The following is a 19,856-nucleotide window of genomic DNA, read 5'->3' on the forward strand; positions in this document are numbered from 1 at the left end:
CAAGGTTCGGGTGCCTGATATGCTGATGGATATATTAAAAAAACGTCGTCGCTAAATGTTCAATCCGCCGCAGGCACTAATCACCTGACCGGTTACATAGCTGCCCATGTCGCTGGCCAGAAACACCGTTACATTGGCAATGTCTTCTGCCGTACCAAAGCGGCCCAGAGGAATACCGGCTTTGTATTTGTCAGCAGCTTCTCCTTCTTTGAGGTAGCTGGTCATATCGGTTTCTACAAAGCCCGGGGCAATGGCATTGCAACGAATGTTTCGGCTGCCCAGTTCTTTGGCTACGCTTTTGGTAAAACCAATCACGCCGGCTTTTGAAGCGGCATAGCTGCCTTGTCCGGCATTGCCCATTTCACCAATCACACTGCTCATGTTGATGATGCTGCCACTGCGGGCTTTCATCATCGGCTTAATCACTTGCTTGGTCATGTAAAACACGCTATTCAGGTTGGTCTGAATCACCTGCTCCCACTGCTCTGGCGTCATGCGCATCAGCAGGTTGTCTTTGCTAATGCCGGCATTGTTCACCAAAATATCAACGGTGCCAAATTCAGCCAGCACATCATTCACCAGTTTTTCGCAGGCAGCAAAATCGCCGGCATTACTTTGGTAGGCTTTTGCTTTTACACCCATGGCCTGCAGCTTTGCTTCGAGGGCTGCGGCTTTTTCGGCACTGCTGTCGCTTACGTAGGTAAAGGCAACATGTGCACCTTGTTCTGCAAATTTGATGGCGATGCCTTCGCCAATGCCCCGGGCGGCGCCGGTTACAATGGCCACTTTATTGTCGAGTAGTTTCATACGAGTAGGTTGATTTATCAGATTAAGAACATCACGCAATAATACAATACCATTTTATAAAAATATCCTAGCAGAAGCAGGTAGCATGCAAAGAAGAGCAATGCCAAAGGCAAGGCCACCATCCATTTCAAACTATAAAACCGCCGAAAGGCTACAACCAGATAAACACACATGATACAATTGGAAAGCAGCCAGCCAGGTCCATCGTCGGCAAAAAATGAAACGGTTGAAGGGTAAGCGCTGCTTATCGCAACCATTAATAGTGGCATTATCAGGTAAGAAAAACCAATATAAAGTGCATTAAACTCGGTGGCATAAATGAGATGATCGAAATAGTAGCCACGCTTTTTATAGAAAAATCCGAAAAGCAGTAAGCCAGTTACAGGAATCATGATAAAAATTAACGGCTTGGCCAGCTTGGCCGACTTAGTATCATAGGCAACGGCCATGGCAGCATAATCTCCGTTGTATTGAATCAACTTTTTTTTAGCTACAGCAAGTGCCAGATGATGATAATTGTAATCTTTACTTACATAAGTATCCAGCCGCATGTTAAGCCCCTGAAAACGAGGAAACAACAAATACAGCACTACGATGAATAAAAAAAAGGGGACTGGCTTGAAATACTTTTTTCGAATGCCGTTGCAATAATCAATCGAAAGCTTGCCCGGTTTGAAGAAGACTGTTTTTAATGTTGTGAAAAAACTGCCTTCGAAGTGTGTAAGAAAATGAAAGGCTTCTTCGCCAAGATGCGATACTGATTTACTGTGTTCATCAAAAAACTTTTCGCCGCATTGGTTACAGTATTTTCCTGTAAAGGAATTGTTGCAAGCCTTACAAATGTGTGTGGATGTTTTATTTTTCATGCTGGTTAAAAATAATGAGAATCTCCTCCAGCGTGTTCCTGTCATTACTCAGCCTTGGCACTTTGTGTTGGCCACCAAGCTTGCCTTTGCTGCGCAGCCATGCAGCAAAAGTACCTGCAGGTACAGCATGCAATACCAACCGGCGCAGGGCAATGTTTTTATGCCGCTTCGCATCGTAATCGCTGTTGATGTGGCGCAGGGCATCGTCCAGCACATTGGCAAATTGCTCGGTATCGGCGGGAGATTGTGCAAACTCTACGGCCCATTCATGTGCACCATTGCTATCGGCACTAAAATAGAGTGGTGCAGCGGTGTAATCAGTAACAACTGCACCGGTTGCAGCACAGGCAGCAGCAATGGCCTGATCGGTGTTTTCAATGATGACTTCTTCACCAAAAGCATTGATGAAATGCTTAAGGCGGCCACTCACTTTTACCCTGAATGGAAATGTAGAAGTAAACTGAATAGTATCGCCAATGAGGTAGCGCCAGAGGCCACCGGTGGTGGTAATGACCGGTGCATAATTTTTGCCCACTTCCACATCTTTCAGCCCCACGGTTTGCGGGTTGTCTTTGCCGTATTCTTCAATGGGCATGAACTCATAAAAAATGCCATGGTCCAGATAGAGCAGCATGCCGTCTTCGTCTTCATGACTTTGCGCCGCAAAAAAACCTTCGCTGGCATTGTACACTTCGAGGTAGCGGATGGGGCCGCCAATGAGTTGCTCAAACTGCTGACGATAAGGCGTAAACGATACGCCGCCATGCAGATATAGTTCAAGGTTGGGCCACACATCGAGCATGCGGCTTTTCCCCGTTATTGCTAAAATGCGTTTGAAGAGTACCAGCGTCCAGGTGGGTACACCACTCACACTGGTTACATTTTCAACGATGGTGCTTTGTGCCAGCTGTTCAATTTTCGTTTCCCATTCGTCCATGAGGGCTATGCTAAGCTCCGGGGTTTTAATCCACTGGCTCCACACGGGAGCATTTTGCAGCAGCACGGCACTCAGATCGCCGTAATGTATGTTTTCGTTGACGGAAGCAATCTGATGACTGCCACCAATCACCAGTCCTTTGCCGGTGAGCAGGTCGCTTTCGGGATAGTGAAAATAGTACTGCCAGAGTACGTCTTTATTGCACTGAAAATGATTGGTATCGAGGCTTTCCTGACTCACAGGAATGAACTTGCTGCGGTCGCTGGTGGTGCCGCTGCTTTTGGCAAACCACTCTACCGGCGTGTTCCAGAGCACATTGTCTTCACCCGCCATCATGCGTTCGATGTAGGGTTTCAGGTCGTCGTATTCGTGAATGGGCACGGCCGCTTTAAAGTCGCGGATACGGAAGGTGGTGCTGAGTTTGTAGCGTTTGCCAAACTCGGTATACTGCCCGTCGGTCACGAGGTGTTGCAGCACATCACGCTGCGCCCCCACGGGATCGTCCATCCAGTGTTGAATCGCATTTTGGCGCAATCGTGCCAGTCGGGATATGGCCGGGCTGAGCAGTTTCATATTTCCTGTGGCGGCAAAATAAGGAATGCCGTACAAATTGGCGGCAATCTATGTCATGAGCGTAAAATTGAAGACAAGCCAAAGACACATAAATAGCCGTGTCCTACCTGACTTTTGCAGCTTTTAGAAAAACCCATTCACTCTTCCTGCGACTATATTTTTCTATTTGCCTTGATGCAAAAAGAAACAAAAAAATCAAGGCCAACACAAACCCTCCGGGCTCCCGATAGTTATCGGGATGGCCTAGCCCACGCCTCCCCCTGTGTAACCGACGCTATGTGCGGAAAGTGGATGATATTTTTTAGTGTGCTGATATCTGTAATTTGACTTAGTTCTTTCCGTCTTCCGGTCTTCCCGACTTTCGGTCTCCCGTCTCCCGACTTTCGGTCTTTCCGACTTTTTTCCCTTCCATGCAACGACCTTTGCCGCCCTGGTGTCAACCCAGCACATCATGCACCTCACCCCTACTGCACAACTGGTGGCCGACTGCCTGCGCAACCGTGCTGCTGCTCAAAAGCAGCTGTACGATACCTATGCGCCCCAAATGATGGGGGTGTGCTATCGCTATACCCGCCAGGCCGATGAAGCCAGCGATGTGTTGCAGGAGGGTTTCATCAAGGTATTTACCAACCTGCAGCAATGGAAAGGCGATGGTGACCTCGGGGCATGGATTCGCCGCATTATGGTGAACACGGCCCTGAACTGGCTCCGCGACCGCCGCCACATGCAGTGGGTGCAGGAAGAAGCCATTGCAGAAGATTTTGCCAGCGATACCGTGCACACACCGGTACACAAACTGGAGGCCAGGCAACTGGCCGATCTCATTCGCCAACTGCCCGCCGGCTATCAAACCATTTTCAACCTGCATGCCATTGAGGGCTACAGCCATGTGGAAATAGCACAACTGCTGGGCATTAGCGAGGGCACCAGCCGCAGCCAGTACCTACGGGCCCGCCGACAGCTGGCCGGCATGATCAACGATTCTATCACCCCAAAAAAACAGAGCTATGCCAGCCGATAACACCTTTGAGGAACACATGCAGCAACAGCTGGATGCGCTGCGCATACAACCACCCGCCAGCGACTGGCAGCAGATACATGCTGCCCTACACCCGGCCAAACGCCGCCGCATCATTTGGTGGTGGTTGCCACTGGCGGCTTTGCTCATTAGCGGGGCCATTTACCTGGCCAAAGAACCCAGCGGCGCAGCAAGAGAAGGAAGAGAACCGATGGTTAGGGCAATGGGCAATGAAAAGCGAGGCAATAATGAAAAGGCAATAACAGAGAAGGTAGTAGGCAATGAAGTAACGGGCAATGATAATACAGGCAATGATGGAAAGGCGAAATCAGAGAAGGCAATAGGCAAGAATGAGGAGGGTGCAAGCAATGAAATAATGGGCAATGATAGAAAGGCAATAACGAAGGAAGCAATAGGCAATAATAAAGAGCGGAAAGGAGGCAATCAAAATAGAAATGGATTGATTTTGAAGAGACAGCTTCCAACCGGACAGGCAATCAAAGAAAAACAACCATCAGGTATTGATGTAGAGGCAAACACTGCAACTGCAGAGGGGAAAAAATTGAATTTCAAGTCGGCTTTTATAACAGCAGCTGAAAAAACTACACCGCAGGATGTTGCACGAATCAGCAGCATTCCCGCAGATACCGCATCGCCCAAAAGCAATGTTGTAACCGAACAAGCAGATGAAGAAGCCGAACATCGATTGACAGAAAGCATTCATAGCACAACCATGAAGCTGCTTCCCGAGAGCCATGCCCCATGGCCATGGGTGAATGAAAAATTTTTTACACCCAAACCACGCAACAACACACCCCGCAAATGGCAAACAGGTTGGTGGGCTGCTTTGGGCAGCACCCGCCTGAGCCAAACCGCCAGCTTTTTTGGCACTGCAAAAGCAGCGGCAGATTTCAGTAGCAACAACCCCGGCAATGTGCGGTATGTGAGCAGCCGCACCGAAAAAAACGGACAATATTTTAGTGCCGGATGGGTGCTACGCAAACCCATGGGCAAGCGCTGGGCTTTCAGCACCGGCCTTGGTGCAGGGCTGCAAAGCTGGCAGGTGAGTACTTCCGTTTTTGCCGACAGTATTTTACCTACCGGTAGCTTGTACAACCGGGCACTTACCGCCACCAGCGACCAACAATACCGTATGCTTACCCTGCAAGTACCCATGCTGCTGGAGTGGAAATTGTTGGGCAAACAAGAAGGTATTTGGCTGCAAGGCGGGCTCAACCATCAGTGGCTGCTGCAACTGCGGGAAAAACAAAGCGTGGCCACACTATCGCAAAATTTTGCCAGCACCAGCAATACAAACGACGTGACCAGCAAAGCCTATGGTTGGCAACCACAGCTACGGCTGGGACTGGTGTACCAATGGCAGAGCAAAAGATTCATTCATCAAATGGTGCCGGCGGTGCAACTGCCCTTGCGGTCCGTCTTCAAAACCGACAATCGTGGTCTGCTCAACATTCAGCTGCAGTACAACATGCTGTGGCTACGGAAGTAGGGGGAAGTTGATTGGTTGATTAGTTAATTGGTTAATTGATAAAGTTCCTTTGTGCATCCTTTGTTGGTGGTTCAAAAAAGCAAACACAAGTCCTGCTAACTGCTAACTGCAAATTGATTGAATCCCTTGCGTCTTCTTGGTTCAAAAAAAATTTATAACCATGCAACGCTTCATCACAATGCCGTTTCATACTTATACAAAAACCACTACCATGATGCTGAGAGAAATATTGCTGGCTGGAATGGCTGCTGTGCTGCTGCTTACAGGTTGTGTAAAAGACAAAGTATCGAGTACCTACGTGTACTACCGGCCTGTGTATAAAACAAAAGCTGCCGTTCGTAGTGAAGTCAAAAGCAGTACACCCCGTTCCATCCAAAACCCCGGCAAGTTGTTTTACAAAGATGGCTATGTATTTCTCAACGAACTCGACAAGGGCGTTCACATCATAGATATAAAGGACGTGACCAAACCCAAACTCGTAAGTTTCGTGGCCATTCCCGGTTGCGTGGATTTGGCCGTGAGAGGCAACACCCTTTACGCCGATCTGGATGTAGACCTCGTAGCTATTGATATCAGCGACCCATTGAATACCAAAATCACCAAGCTATTGGAAGGTGTTTTTCCGCACCGTTACTATGGCAGTTTTGTAGCCGATAGCAGCCGGGTGATTGTAGACTGGCTGCGGGTAGATACCACCGTTCAAAACGTTGACAACCTGGGCTGGGGCATGAAGGCTGCCGACTTTATGACCTTTGCCAGTGTAAGCAACAGCAGTGGTGGCCGCTCTGTAAGCAATGGCGTAGGTGGCAGCATGGCCCGCTTTGCACTAAGCAACGACCGGCTGTACACCGTTAGTTACGACGACCTCAAAATATTCAATACCGCCATTCCGGAAACGCCATCTTACATCAAAGAAGTAGCGCTAAATGCATGGGATATTGAAACCATTTATCCCTTTCAAAACAAATTGTTTTTGGGTGCTTCTACAGGCATGCACATTGTAGACATCAGCAATAAAGACAACCCCGTGAAGCAGGGCACATTTACCCATGCCCGTGTATGCGACCCTGTGGTAACTGATGGCAAATACGCATACGTTACACTCCGCAACGGTACGCAGTGCGGCGGCTTTATCAATCAGTTGGATGTGGTGAATGTAGAAAACGTAATGGCACCTTCTCTGGTAAAATCATTTTCATTGTTTAACCCGCATGGCTTGGCCAAAGATGGTAACCTGCTGCTGATTTGTGACGGCGCAGATGGCCTGAAAGTAATGGATGCCACGCAACCCAACAACGTATACCAATTGGGGCAACTCAAAAACCTCATTACCTACGATGTGATAGCACTCGATGGTATTGCACTTGTATCAGCCAAAGACGGACTGCACCTCATAGATTATCGTACACCAAGCAAGCCCACACTGCTCTCTTCCATGGCCATTGGCAAATAACCCCTGTTTGTTACCGTTACATTTTATCCGATATGAAAAAGCGTTTGTTTTTATTGCTGTTTTGCCTCAACCTCATTCCACTCTACATGCTGGCACAGTTCAAAGGCTGGAAGCCCGGCGGCATTGCCGAAGCCGGTTTTGTAGCCGGAACTGCAGAGCCTTCTTACGACTGGCGTACCCAGTTTACCATGAGCAAAAAATTATGGTCGGTAGGCCTAGGTGCCGGCGTAGATGATTACAAATTCAGATCGGTACCGGTAGTGCTGCAGGGGCGGCGGTATTTTGGTCAGCGAAAGCTCAAGCTCTTTGCCTTGGCCAGCGGTGGCCTCAACATTGTAACCGACAAATCAGAACCTCAAAACAACTGGTGGTGGACATGGAGCTCATTCCGTAGTAGCATTATGCCTTCGCCCATCATCAACCATTATCAAAACGGCTACTATGCCGAGCTGGGCACGGGCATTGCCTTTTTGTCGAAAAAGCAGCATGGTTTTACCCTCGGCCTCAGCTGGAGCCGCAAAACCACCACCGAGTGGTACGAAACCGAAGCGACCATGACCAGCAACCCCACCGATATGGACCGCACCACCAACCGCTACCAGCTCAACCGCATGGTGCTGCGCCTCGGCTACAAATGGTAGGGCCAAAATCCCCGATTGCCCCGAAATGTTTACATTAGAAAAAAAATCGGGGATATGACAACCATTGCTTTGTACAACATTAAAGGCGGTGTAGGAAAAACAGCCGGCTGTGTCAATCTGGCTTATCTGGCCGCCGAAGAAGGAAAAAAAGTACTCATTTGGGATCTCGACCCGCAGGGTTCCGCCTCCTTTTATTTTAGTGTAGAAGCAAAGCTCAAAGGCGGCATCAAAAAACTGCTGACCGGCGAAAGCCAGTTGGATGCCAGCATTCAAGCCACCGAGTTTGAAAATCTGTGGATGCTGCCAGCCGATTTTGGCAACCGCCACCTCGATGTGCTGGTAGACAGCACCAAGCAATCCAAGAAAAAATTCAAGAGCCTTGTAGGTTCTCTGCAGGGCGAATTTGATTACCTGTTTATTGATTGTCCGCCGGGCATTGGCCCTCTCAGCGAAGCCATTTTTGCGGCGGCCGACTATGTGGTGTTGCCCACCATTCCTACCACGCTCAGCATTCGTACCTACGAAATGGCGCAGCAGTTTTTCGAAGAAAACCAGCTCGATGCCAGCAGGCTCATTGCCTTCTTCAGCATGGTCGACATTCGTAAAAACCTGCACAACGAAGTGATTGGCAAATACTACAAGCACAAGCAGTTTTTGCGCAACTACGTGCCCTACCTGAGCACAGTAGAAAAAATGGGCAGCAAGCTGGCACCGGTGGCGTGGTTTGCGCCCAGCAGCTACGCCGCACAATGTTTCAGAGAAGTGTGGAAAGAACTGAAAAAGAAAACTAGTGCCTGATGATTGATACACTTTCAATCTTTTTACAATATCACTTTTAATACATTTATGCAAAGAGAAATAACCAGCTGGTACAGCCCTGCCCTTGGCGAAGACATGCCCATTGTAACGTACGGACATTATGGCTTTGCCCTGCTGCTGGTGCCCACGGCCGGCGCCGATTTTTTGGAGTACGAACGTTTTCAGCTCACCGATGATTTGGCACCTTTTGTTGACAGTGGCAAGGTGAAAGTGTTCAGCGTAAACAGCATGAACAAACAAAGCTGGATGAACAAGAGCATGGAAGGGGCACACAAAGCCATCCGCCACAACCAGTGGAATGAATACATTTTTAATGAAGTGGTGCCGTTTATCAAAACGCATACTTCGCCCGATACACCCATCATTGTTTGCGGCGCTTCTTTTGGTTCGCTGCACAGCATGAACCTGTTTTTGAAACGCCCTGATTTATTCAGCGGTGTTATTGCCATGAGTGGCGTGTACAACCTGATGGAATACACCGACGGCTACTACGACGAGCAGGTGTACTTCAATAGCCCGGCCCATTACCTACCCAACCTCAACGATCCCTGGTATTTCGATCAGATTCGCAAGAGCCACCACATCCATCTTTTCAGCGGCGAAGGCCCGTACGAAGCACCTTGGGCAGCCCGTGAGTTTGCCGATGTGCTGTACAACAAAGGCATTACCTACGACCTCAACATTTGGGGCCCCGAATGGAAACACGACTGGCCCACCTGGCGGGCTGCATTGCCGTATTTTTTGGGGAATAAGTTTTGATGGGATAGTTGACTGGTTGAGAAGTTGATCGGTTGACGAGTGTGTATACTCAGTGCCGATTTTAAATTGGTAAACTCTAGAACAATGGAACTTGTGAACACGTGAACTTGTAAACTCGTCAACTCCAAACCTGCTCCCCCGCTATATTTGCGCCATCATGAGTAGTCAGGGAAAAATCATCATCATTACAGCACCCAGTGGTGCGGGCAAAACCAGCATTACGCAGTACCTTTTGGAGCAGTTTCCAACGCTCACCTTTAGCATTAGTGCGGCTACCCGTCAGCCCCGTGGTGCAGAAGTGCATGGCAAAGACTACTACTTCATCAGCGAAGCCGACTTCAAACAAAAAATACAGGCCAACGAATTTCTGGAATGGGAAATGGTGTACGAAGGCAAATACTACGGCACCCTTAAATCGGAAATGACCCGCATATGGAGTGAAGGCAAAACACCGGTGCTCGATATTGATGTAAAAGGCGCCATTCATGTGCAACAGCAATATCCCGGTCTGTGTTTCAGTATGTTCATTCAGGCACCTTCGGTAGATGCGCTGCGGCAGCGCCTCGAAAGCCGCGGCACGGAAACACCGGAAAGCCTGCATACCCGCCTCAGCAAAGCCGAATACGAAATGAGTTTTCGTCACAAGTTTGATACCGTGATTGTAAACGATGTGTTGGCTGATGCCCGCCAGCAAGCGGCGCACCAAGTTGCTGCATTTCTGGCAAAATAGTTGTCTCTATTACATTATCGTAAACGGAGTTATGCTACGCAACTCCTTTCTGCCAAACGGCTATTTTGTGTATATTTGGTTCTATGGATTTTAGCAACATGGAGCTGATGCTCAAAGTATTTTGGGTAGTGGCTATTTTAGCCAGCCTTGTCTTTTTGGTGCAAACCATCATGACGTTTACCGGCACCGATGCCAGCGATGGCCTTTCTGCCGATTTTGACGGCAGCCTCGATGGTGGCGATGCGCCATTTCAACTCTTCAGTCTGCGAAACCTCACCAACTTTTTGTTGGGCTTTGGCTGGATGGGCGTAACGGGTTATCAAAGCTTTAGCAACAAATCTTTGCTGGTGGCAGTAGCGGCAGCCGTGGGCATTGTGTTTGTTTTGCTGTTTTTCGTCATCATTCGGCAGGTACAAAAACTGGCCGAAGACAATTCGTTCAACATCCAAAAAGTGCTGGGTAAAACCGGCGAAGTATACCTCAGCATTCCTGCACAAAACATGGGCAAGGGAAAAGTACAAATCAGCGTCAATGGTTCGGTACACGAACTCGACGCCATTACGCAGGGCGAAAAAATTGACACCGGCGCCATGGTTAAAGTCACCGATATCATGGGCGATAACCTGCTTGTAGTTACGAAATTATAAACCGCACATACCTATGACACCAGTTTACATGATTGCAATACTCGTAGTAGTTGCATTCATCACCATCTCTGCCATTATCTCCCGTTACAAACGTTGCCCGAGTGATAAAATTCTCGTGGTATATGGCCGCACCGGCGGCAGCTCTGCCAAGTGTATACACGGTGGCGGCGCTTTCATTTGGCCTGTCATTCAAGACTATGCCTACCTCGATCTGAAACCCATTTCTATTGAAGCCAATTTGACCAATGCACTCAGCCGGCAAAACATCCGGGTGGATGTGCCTTGTCGTTTTACCATTGCTATTTCTACCGAGCCCGATAGCATGAACAATGCCGCAGAACGCTTGCTGGGCCTCAGTCCTGAGCAAATTCAGGAGCTGTCGAAAGATATTTTGTTTGGTCAGTTGCGCCTGGTGATTGCTACCATGACCATTGAAGAAATCAACAGCGACCGCGACAAGTTTCTCGACAACATTTCTAAAAACGTTGATACCGAACTCAAGAAAATTGGCTTGAAACTGATCAACGTAAACGTAACCGATATCAAAGACGAATCGGGCTACATTGAAGCCTTGGGTAAAGAAGCTGCAGCCAAAGCCATCAACGAAGCAAAAATCAGCGTGGCCGAACAAGAGAAGATTGGCGAAACCGGTAAAGCTATGGCCGACCGTGAAAGAGATACACAGATAGCAGAAACGCATCGTGACCGTGATGTAAAAATTGCCATCACCCAAAAGGATAAAGAAATCAGTATTGCTTCTGCAGTAAAAGATGAAGCCATTGGTAAAGCCGAAGCGGCCAGAGATACCCGGGTAAAAACTTCGGAAGCAAACGCTGTTGCCATCAAAGGTGAAAACGAAGCCAAGATAGCCATCGCCAACTCCGAAGCATTGCGCCGCGAAAAAGAAGCGGAGTCTTTGCGCATTGCCATCACTGCCGAAAAAGTACAGCAAGCCAAGGCTTTGGAAGAAGCATACCTGGCTGAACAAAAAGCAGAATTGGCCCGTTCGGAAAGAGAACGATCTACGCAAATTGCCAACATTGTTATTCCTGCAGAAATTGCCAAGCAACGTGCCATTATAGAAGCACAAGCCGAAGCCGAACGCATTCGTGAAAAAGCGAAAGGCGAAGCCGATGCCATTTTTGCCAAAATGGAAGCCGAGGCAAAAGGTTTGCTGGAAATTTTGACCAAGCAGGCCGATGGTTACAACCAGGTGGTGCAAGCCGCCGGTGGCGATCCTACAAAAGCCTTCCAGTTGTTGCTCATTGAAAAACTGCCTGAACTGGTAAAAACACAGGTAGAAGCCGTGAAGAACATTAAGATTGATAAAATAACGGTTTGGGACAGTGGCAACAGCAGCGAAAACGGTCAGTCATCCACGGCTAATTTTGTATCGGGTATGATGAAAACCGTGCCACCACTCAACGACCTGTTCAACATGGCCGGCCTCAACCTGCCCACGTATCTGAAAGGTGATGCCCCCAAAGAACCACCTACTGACAGCAAACAAATCATTGAAGAAAACTAAATGAAAAAGCGATGCCCTTCAAGCATCGCTTTTCTTTTGCAGTAATCATTACACATGCGCCAGCAACCGGCTATCCATGGCAAACAATGCCGATGGCTGAGGTTCCACTTTCTTAAAAAGCGGTGATAGCGGATTGAGTACCACATTGTGTTCGCCCGGCACTATCACCGATGGTACAATGAACCCTGCATAGGCAGTGTCTTCCAGTATTTGCTGGCCCAACCATTGCGTGTACGTAAAATCATTTTCCCACCCCTTGGTCAAACGGGCTGTATCCACTTTGTACAATTGAGCAGCAGCAGGAATAACAAAACTTCTGGTGGCCAATTGCAGCATATCGTTGCGGCCCTGTGCATGCACAAATTTTTCCAGCACGGCCAGCGACAAATGTTCGCTACAATACAAACAGGCTATCCCGACAGGATTCCAGCGGCCCCCAAATTTTTTGGCACCAATACCTTCGGTATCATCAATAAAAGCAACGTGACCAATACGGTGAACAAGCATCATATGTATACGCCGTAGGCCATACGGCCCAGCTCTTGCTGCAGCAAGCCAATGCCCGTGATGGTTTGTAAAGATTGAAAACTCAACTCCTGACCCAGCACCTGCTTGGTTTTGCGCAGCCAATCTGTAAAAGATGCTGTGCTGTCAAAAATTTGCAGGCCCGTTTCTGTGAGGCGCTTGAGCTGATGCAGCAACTCAGCCTGAAAACCGGTAAACGGCTTGCCATCTTTGAGGTATCGCTGCAGGGTACGATCGCTGATGTGCAAAATAGCCGCCCACTCTGCCTGCGTAAACTGCAACACATGCTGGAGCTTATCATAAGCAACCGGTGAAAAAACATCGGTACTTACCTGATACAGCACCTCGGGCTCTTGCATGAGGTTGCTGATGGCCTGCGCCTTTTTTTGACCGTATTGAATGGGCTTTTTCTTCATCCTGTCATTTGTCGCACTAATTTACGACAATTTTCCATACTTTCATCTCCTTTACTTCCTTTTTTATTCCTTCCTTAGCATCTTTTAAAACTTGTTTGCCATGTTGTTTCAAAATAAAACTGTGTTTATCACCGGTGCCAGCCGTGGCATTGGTAAGGCCATTGCCCTCAAACTGGCTGCGGATGGCGCCAATATTGTGGTGGCTTCTAAAAGCGTAACCGAGGACCCCAGACTGGGCGGCACTATCTACAGCGCTGCTGAAGAAATAGAACAAGCCGGTGGCAAAGCCCTGCCCATTCAACTCGACATCCGCGATGAAGCGGCCAGCCAGCAAGCCATTGCAATAGCGGCCGAGCATTTTGGCGGTATTGACATCCTCATTAACAATGCCAGTGCTATCAACCTGCTGCCTACCGAAAAAACAGAACCCAAACGTTACGATTTGATGCATAACATCAATGTACGTGGCACTTTCTTTTTGTGTCAGGCGGCCATTCCTTTTCTCAAGAAAAGCACCAATGCACATATCCTCAATTTGAGTCCACCAATTAATATGGATGCCAAATGGTTTGCCAAGCACCTGTCGTACACCATGAGTAAATACAACATGAGCATGATTGCTTTTGGCCTGAGTGCTGAGCTCAAGCAATACCGCATTGCTGCCAATACTTTGTGGCCAAAAACCACTATTGCAACAGCGGCTGTCAATAATTTGCTGGGTGGTGAAATGCTGATGAACATGAGCCGCACCCCGCAAATTGTGGCCGATGCTGCATGGTACATTTTGCAGCAGCCCTCCGACAAATGCACGGGCAATTTCTTTATAGATGAAGAAGTATTGCAATCGCATGGCATTACAGATTTGAGCGGCTATGCACATGTACCGGGCAATACCAACTTCTACCCCGATTTATTTATCGATGCCTAACCAATAACACGTACTTATATTTATGCAAGAACACACCAACACGCATTTACAACTGGCCAAAGATTATGTGTACTATACCAGCGAATCCGTTTTTCTAACGGGTAAAGCAGGTACGGGCAAAACCACATTTTTGCGAACACTGCGGCAAGATTGCCCTAAGCAGCATGCCGTGCTGGCACCCACTGGTGTAGCCGCCATCAATGCCGGCGGCACCACCATTCACTCTTTTTTTCAATTGCCGTTTGGTCCGTTTATACCAGCAGGCAACAAAAACAACAGCGACGAATCCAACAACAAACACAGTCTGTTGGCAAGGCTGCGATATGGCCGCGACAAACGGGAGTTGATGCGCAGTATCGACCTGCTCATTATTGATGAAATAAGCATGGTGCGGGCCGATACACTCGATGCCATAGATACCATTTTGCGGCACATCCGCCACAATGAGCAACCGTTTGGTGGGGTACAAATGCTGTTCATTGGCGACATGTTTCAGCTGCCACCTGTAGTGCCCGATCAAGACTGGCAAATACTGCAAGACTTTTATGACGGCCCTTTCTTCTTCAACAGCGAAGTGATACGCCAGCACATGCCGGTGTACATAGAACTGCAGCATATTTACCGCCAAAGCGATGCGCATTTTATTCAGCTGCTCAATGAAGTGCGGAATAATCAATTGACAGAAGACGGTTTGCAGCTCCTCAACAGCCGCTACGAACCGCATTTCCGCATACCCGTCGATAAAGATTACATCACACTGACTACGCATAACGCCACAGCCGACAGCATCAACAATCAAGCGCTGGAAGCATTGCCAGGTTCATTGCATAACTACGAGGCCAATGTAGACGGTGAATTTTCGGAAAAGAATTTTCCGGCGGAGCAAACCTTACAGCTCAAAAAAGGAGCACAGGTTATGTTTCTGAAAAATGACACCGTGAATAAACGCTATTTCAATGGCAAGATTGGCATTGTAACTACATTGGATAATGAACGCATAGAAGTGCATTGCAAAGGCGACGACAAACCCATTAGCGTACAACGGGAAGTGTGGCGCAATGTACAGTATAGCCTCAACAAAACTTTGCAGCAAGTAGAGGAAAAAGAGATTGGCTCTTTTACCCAATATCCCCTGCGATTGGCCTGGGCTGTCACCATTCACAAAAGTCAGGGTCTTACGTTTGAGCATGCCATTATTGATGCAGCCAAATCATTTTCGGCCGGGCAGGTATATGTAGCCCTCAGTCGCTGCAAAACGTTGGAAGGCATGGTGCTGCGTACACCTGTACCGCCACAAGCCGTAAAAGTGGATGGACGGGTGCAGCAATACGCTTCCACAGCAGGAACTGCGCTACAATTGCAACAAGCATTTGCAGCCAGCCGAAACCGTTTTCAATTGCAACTGTTGCAACGGGCCATCGATGCAATGCCCTTGCAAAAAGCAGCTGCAGCTTTGGCTTCGGTCATCAACAACCATGCAGGTGCTTATGGCGAAGCAGCGGACAGCTGGATAAAAAACTGGCAGGCACAAATACAACAGCTGGCAGAAACATCGAATAAGTTTCAACAACAACTGGCACAACTCACACAGGGTTATGCAGAAAGTTTTGAAACACATGTACCCCTGCAAGACCGCATTCAAAAAGCAGCTGATTGGTTTGGGGCACAGCTCGAAGGCATTATCAAAGGCATACGGGAGCAACCTGCTGTAACAGACAGCAAAGAGCTGGCAGAAGAATTTGAAGCCGCCTTGGCCGAAGCACTGAAGGCCGCTACCCAATGGCAGCTGTACATGCAGGCCTGCCACAAAGGCTACGATACACATGCGTTGCTAAGGGCCAAGTCTACCATCAACATTAAAGAAGTGATTGGGCAGGCGTACACCGTCACCAAGCGACAACATGCTTATGCTGATGTGCCGCATCCGCAGCTGTTTCAACAGGTAAAACAACTACGTGACCAGATTTGTGCCGATGAAGGCAAACCTGCCTACATGGTAGCCAACATGAGTACGCTGATCGAACTGGTGACTTATTTACCCCAAAACGAAAAAGAGCTTTTGCTCATCTCTGGTTTTGGCAAGCAAAAAGTGGAACAATACGGAGCCGATTTTCTGGCACTCATTGTAGCCTATTGCGAAGCCCATGACCTGACCAGCCACATCTCCGACAAAACGCCCAAGCGCCAGCGCAAAGAAAAAACGGACACCGCAGCACCAAAAATTCCTACGCAGGCACAAAGCCTGCAACTGTTGCAGCAAGGCATGAGTGTGGCCGAAATAGCCGCTGCCCGTGGTTTGCAGCCAGGCACCATCGAAGGGCATTTGATACCGTATGTATTGGATGGCAGTATCGATAAAGCTGTACTCATAACCGAAGCATTGTTTCAGCAAATTGCCGAAGTGCAACAGGAAACCGGCACCACGCAAGCAGCCGAGGTACGACAAATTCTCGGCAATAATGTGAGCTACAATCAGGCCCGGTTGGTGATAGATTGGCTGCGCAAAAATGGAACACTCAACGAAAACACGGCCTCTTCAGCAGACGCTAATAATCCTGCGTAGCATTTTCCGAAATAGTCATTAGCCAATTGCTTTTGCAGCCAGCATACAGCCACCAATGGCTGCTCCGGCCGCAATGGTTATATTTGCCGCAATTTCTGACCAACATTAACCTGTACATGAGTAGCACGTTCAACCCGGATAAGCAACATACTTTGAGTGGCGTGGTAAGCGTAGAAGGTACCGGCCTGCACACCGGTGCCTATGTAAACATGAACCTGAAACCGGCCAAACCCGGCTATGGCTTCGTTTTTCAGCGCATCGACCTGCCCAGCCAACCCACCATTAAAGCCGACTGCGACCTGGTAGTTGACACCAGCCGCGGCACCACCCTCGAAGAAAACGGTGCCCGGGTAAGTACTGTGGAGCATGTGCTGGCAGCATTGGTTGGCCTTGGTGTAGACAACTGCCACATCGAAATCAACGGTCCTGAAATTCCCATCATGGATGGCAGCAGCATGCCTTTTATTGAAGCCATTGAAGAAGTAGGCGTAGAAGAACAAGAAGCCGCCAAACAGTGGTACACCATCAGCGAAAACATTCAGTATTGCGATGAAGCCCGCCGCGTAGAAATTACCGCCCTGCCTTCTGCAGAATACAAAGTGACTACACTTATCGATTTTAATAGCCCCGTATTGGGCACGCAACATGCCCAGCTCAAGCACCTCAGCGATTTCAAAAACACCATTGCGCCTTGCCGCACATTTGTGTTTTTGCATGAGTTGGAAATGCTGCTCGACCACAACCTGGTAAAAGGCGGCGACATCAACAACGCCATTGTGGTGGTAGATAAGCCAATAACCGAAGAAGCGAAAGTGAAACTGAAAGCTGCCTTCAAAAAAGACAATATTGAAATACAAGGCGAAGGCTACCTCAACAACCTGAAGCTGCGTTTTCCCAACGAACCGGCCCGGCACAAACTGCTGGACGTGGTGGGCGACCTGGCCCTGATTGGCTATCCCGTAAAAACGCACATCATTGCGCATCGCCCCGGCCATGCCGCCAATGTGGAATTTGCCAAGCTGGTAAAACAATACATCAAAAAGAACAAGCATGCCAAAGACATGCCGAGCTACGACCCTACGTTGCCGCCGGTGTACGATTTGGCTGCCATCGAAAAAACACTGCCACATCGTTTCCCGTTCCTCCTGATTGATAAAGTCATTGAGCTGACCAGCACCGAAATCGTCGGGGTGAAAAACGTGACTTACAACGAGTGGTTTTTCCAGGGTCATTTTCCCAACAACCCGGTAATGCCAGGTGTATTGCAAATTGAAGCACTGGCACAAACCGGTGGCATCTTATGTATTAACGCTATGCCTCCCGGCGAATACAATACCTATTTTTTGAAAATAGATAACTGTAAGTTCAAAGCCATGGTAAAGCCCGGCGATACCATGCTCATGAAACTGGAGTTGATAGAGCCCATCCGCCGCGGCATTTGTGTAATGAGAGGAACAGTAATTGTGGGCAATAAAGTGTGTACCGAGGCCGACATGGTAGCCCAACTGGTGAAGCGGTAAGCTTGTGTAGAAAACGCTAAAACGGTGACCTTGAGCAGTTAAACCCTTGCAAAACGGCCAACCGCCCTATTTTTGCCTGTTTTTAAACGGCCAACGGTGCCAAAACTACCGTAGCCAACTCATCAATATGATTCACCCTCTCGCATACATCCACCCCGATGCCCGCCTGGCCGACAACGTAAAAGTGGACCCATTTACCGTAATCCACGGCAACGTCAGCATTGGAGAAGGCACCTGGATTGGTAGCAACGTCACCATAATGGAAGGTGCCCACATTGGCAAAAATTGTCGCATTTTTCCCGGTGCGGTTATTGCCGCTACTCCACAAGACCTGAAGTTTATGGGTGAAAAAACCACCGTAGAAGTGGGCGACAATTGCACCATCCGTGAGTTTGTCACCATCAACCGTGGTACCAGCGACCGGGGCAAAACACAGGTGGGCAACAACTGCCTCATTATGGCCTACAGCCATATTGCCCACGATTGCATTATTGGCAACAATTGCATTATGAGCAACAACACCCAAATGGCCGGCCACGTAACCATGGGCGATTGGGCCGTAGTAGGTGGGGTGAGCGCCATTCACCAGTTTGTAAAAATTGGCCAGCATGCATTTGTGTCTGGTGGTTCGTTGGTGGGTAAAGATGTGCCGCCGTATATCAAAGCCGGTCGTACACCGCTCAGCTATGCCGGGGTAAATTCCGTAGGCCTCAAACGCCGCGGTTTCAGCAACCAGCAAATCAACCAGATTCTCGACGTGTACCGTTGCATTTACAACAAGGGCATGAACACCACGCAGGCCCTCGAGTACATTGAAGAAGAACTGCCCATCAACGATGAACGGGACGAAATCGTCACCTTCATCCGCGAAAGTGGCCGCGGTATCATTAAGCGGTTTACCAAGGGTGCCCTCGACGAATAACTTTTTGAATCCTCCTTCGCGGAGGATTTTTTTGCAACAACCATGATGCAGATTACGCTTCAACAAGTGGGCAAACGCTTCAACCACCACTGGATTTTCAGGAAGGTGAATGCCGTGCTGCAGAGTAATGCACCCGTAGCCATTACAGGCGCCAATGGCTCGGGAAAAAGCACATTGCTACAGGTAATAGGCGGCGCTGTAGAAAAAAGCGAAGGCAGCATTAGCTGGCAACACAATGGCCAGCCTGTGCCGGATGAAAAACAATATCCGCTGCTGAGTTTTTGCACCCCTTACCTCGAACTTATTGAAGAACTCACCCTGCTGGAAATGCTGCAGTTTCATGGCAGCTTCAAACCCTGGCTGCCCGGCCTCGATGCCAAGAGCATCATTGCCCTCATGGGGCTGGAAGCTGCTACGCAAAAACAAATACGGGCCTTCAGCAGCGGTATGAAACAGCGGGTAAAACTGGCGCAAAGCATATTGAGTGCCGCCCCCGTATTGCTGCTCGATGAGCCCACCAGCAACCTCGACACCAAGGGCATTGAGATGTACCACCAATGGATGCAGCAATACACCCACGATAAACTGGTACTCATTGCCAGCAACGACGAACAGGAAATTTCCTTTTGCCAGCAACGCATCAGCATGGCGGATTTTAAGTAAGTGTTGCCGATACAACTTGTGAACTCGTAAA

The 19,856-nt window shown here is 48.7% G+C and carries 19 protein-coding genes; 14 read left to right on the top strand and 5 right to left on the bottom strand.

Annotation, left to right across the window (positions count from 1 at the left end):
- Positions 1-51 precede the first annotated feature (51 nt).
- From fabG to V7Q13_RS07940, 3 genes are read right to left on the bottom strand one after another with little or no spacing between them, the layout of a single operon-like run.
- Positions 52-807 carry a 3-oxoacyl-[acyl-carrier-protein] reductase gene (gene fabG / locus V7Q13_RS07930; protein WP_333800145.1) on the bottom strand — a complete coding sequence of 252 codons (756 nt, stop codon included), beginning with the start codon at positions 805-807 and terminating at the stop codon, positions 52-54.
- Between the two features lie 17 nt (positions 808-824).
- Positions 825-1,673 (bottom strand): DUF3667 domain-containing protein, encoded by an 849-nt coding sequence (locus V7Q13_RS07935; protein WP_333800146.1) that lies wholly within the window; start codon positions 1,671-1,673, stop codon positions 825-827.
- Positions 1,663-3,183: a GH3 auxin-responsive promoter family protein gene (locus V7Q13_RS07940; protein ID WP_333800147.1), complete on the bottom strand. Its 1,521-nt coding sequence runs from the start codon at positions 3,181-3,183 to the stop codon at positions 1,663-1,665. Before V7Q13_RS07940 ends, V7Q13_RS07935 begins: the two co-directional genes overlap by 11 nt.
- Positions 3,184-3,634: 451 nt before the next feature.
- Between V7Q13_RS07940 and V7Q13_RS07945 the strand changes: the two genes are divergently transcribed.
- The 9 genes from V7Q13_RS07945 to V7Q13_RS07985 all read left to right on the top strand — a co-directional run bounded on the left by V7Q13_RS07945 (position 3,635) and on the right by V7Q13_RS07985 (position 12,288).
- Complete coding sequence (locus tag V7Q13_RS07945) at positions 3,635-4,204, top strand: RNA polymerase sigma factor (protein WP_333800148.1); 570 nt, start codon at positions 3,635-3,637, stop codon at positions 4,202-4,204.
- Entirely contained in the window at positions 4,191-5,711 is a 1,521-nt protein-coding gene (locus tag V7Q13_RS07950) for an outer membrane beta-barrel protein (RefSeq protein ID WP_333800149.1), read from the top strand. The genes V7Q13_RS07945 and V7Q13_RS07950 overlap by 14 nt, the downstream gene beginning before the upstream one ends.
- Positions 5,712-5,871: 160 nt before the next feature.
- Complete coding sequence (locus tag V7Q13_RS07955; protein ID WP_333800150.1) at positions 5,872-7,164, top strand: LVIVD repeat-containing protein; 1,293 nt, start codon at positions 5,872-5,874, stop codon at positions 7,162-7,164.
- Between the two features lie 32 nt (positions 7,165-7,196).
- Complete coding sequence (locus tag V7Q13_RS07960) at positions 7,197-7,805, top strand: hypothetical protein (protein WP_333800151.1); 609 nt, start codon at positions 7,197-7,199, stop codon at positions 7,803-7,805.
- A 54-nt stretch (positions 7,806-7,859) separates the two neighbouring features.
- A complete protein-coding gene (locus V7Q13_RS07965; protein WP_333800152.1) occupies positions 7,860-8,603 on the top strand; it encodes a ParA family protein in 744 nt (247 codons plus the stop codon).
- Between the two features lie 48 nt (positions 8,604-8,651).
- Complete coding sequence (locus V7Q13_RS07970) at positions 8,652-9,383, top strand: esterase family protein (protein ID WP_333800153.1); 732 nt, start codon at positions 8,652-8,654, stop codon at positions 9,381-9,383.
- A gap of 157 nt (positions 9,384-9,540) precedes the next feature.
- Positions 9,541-10,113 (top strand): guanylate kinase, encoded by a 573-nt coding sequence (gmk, locus tag V7Q13_RS07975; RefSeq protein WP_333800154.1) that lies wholly within the window; start codon positions 9,541-9,543, stop codon positions 10,111-10,113.
- Positions 10,114-10,196: 83 nt separating this feature from the next.
- Entirely contained in the window at positions 10,197-10,760 is a 564-nt protein-coding gene (locus V7Q13_RS07980) for an NfeD family protein (RefSeq protein WP_333800155.1), read from the top strand.
- 28 nt (positions 10,761-10,788) lie between these two features.
- Entirely contained in the window at positions 10,789-12,288 is a 1,500-nt protein-coding gene (locus V7Q13_RS07985) for a flotillin family protein (RefSeq protein WP_333800156.1), read from the top strand.
- Positions 12,289-12,336: 48 nt separating this feature from the next.
- Here the strand turns inward: V7Q13_RS07985 and V7Q13_RS07990 are convergent, their stop codons facing one another.
- Positions 12,337-12,798, bottom strand: a complete 462-nt coding sequence (locus V7Q13_RS07990; protein WP_333800157.1) for an RES family NAD+ phosphorylase — start codon at positions 12,796-12,798, stop codon at positions 12,337-12,339.
- Positions 12,795-13,229, bottom strand: a complete 435-nt coding sequence (parS, locus tag V7Q13_RS07995; RefSeq protein WP_333800158.1) for a type II RES/Xre toxin-antitoxin system antitoxin — start codon at positions 13,227-13,229, stop codon at positions 12,795-12,797. Before parS ends, V7Q13_RS07990 begins: the two co-directional genes overlap by 4 nt.
- A 100-nt stretch (positions 13,230-13,329) precedes the next feature.
- Between parS and V7Q13_RS08000 the strand changes: the two genes are divergently transcribed.
- The 5 genes from V7Q13_RS08000 to V7Q13_RS08020 all read left to right on the top strand — a co-directional run bounded on the left by V7Q13_RS08000 (position 13,330) and on the right by V7Q13_RS08020 (position 19,825).
- Positions 13,330-14,157, top strand: coding sequence for an SDR family oxidoreductase (locus tag V7Q13_RS08000; RefSeq protein ID WP_333800159.1), 828 nt, complete (start codon positions 13,330-13,332; stop codon positions 14,155-14,157).
- Positions 14,158-14,179: 22 nt separating this feature from the next.
- Positions 14,180-16,720: a helix-turn-helix domain-containing protein gene (locus V7Q13_RS08005; RefSeq protein ID WP_333800160.1), complete on the top strand. Its 2,541-nt coding sequence runs from the start codon at positions 14,180-14,182 to the stop codon at positions 16,718-16,720.
- A gap of 116 nt (positions 16,721-16,836) precedes the next feature.
- Positions 16,837-18,240, top strand: coding sequence for a bifunctional UDP-3-O-[3-hydroxymyristoyl] N-acetylglucosamine deacetylase/3-hydroxyacyl-ACP dehydratase (locus V7Q13_RS08010; RefSeq protein ID WP_333800161.1), 1,404 nt, complete (start codon positions 16,837-16,839; stop codon positions 18,238-18,240).
- 127 nt (positions 18,241-18,367) lie between these two features.
- Positions 18,368-19,162 carry an acyl-ACP--UDP-N-acetylglucosamine O-acyltransferase gene (gene lpxA / locus V7Q13_RS08015; protein ID WP_333800162.1) on the top strand — a complete coding sequence of 265 codons (795 nt, stop codon included), beginning with the start codon at positions 18,368-18,370 and terminating at the stop codon, positions 19,160-19,162.
- A gap of 42 nt (positions 19,163-19,204) precedes the next feature.
- The gene (locus tag V7Q13_RS08020) at positions 19,205-19,825 is read left to right on the top strand and encodes an ABC transporter ATP-binding protein (RefSeq protein ID WP_333800163.1); all 621 of its coding nucleotides are present in this window, start codon (positions 19,205-19,207) and stop codon (positions 19,823-19,825) included.
- The last annotated feature ends 31 nt before the right edge of the window (positions 19,826-19,856 follow it).

It is taken from the genome of Phnomibacter sp. (genome assembly GCF_036803085.1).
Taxonomy (GTDB): domain Bacteria; phylum Bacteroidota; class Bacteroidia; order Chitinophagales; family Chitinophagaceae; genus Phnomibacter.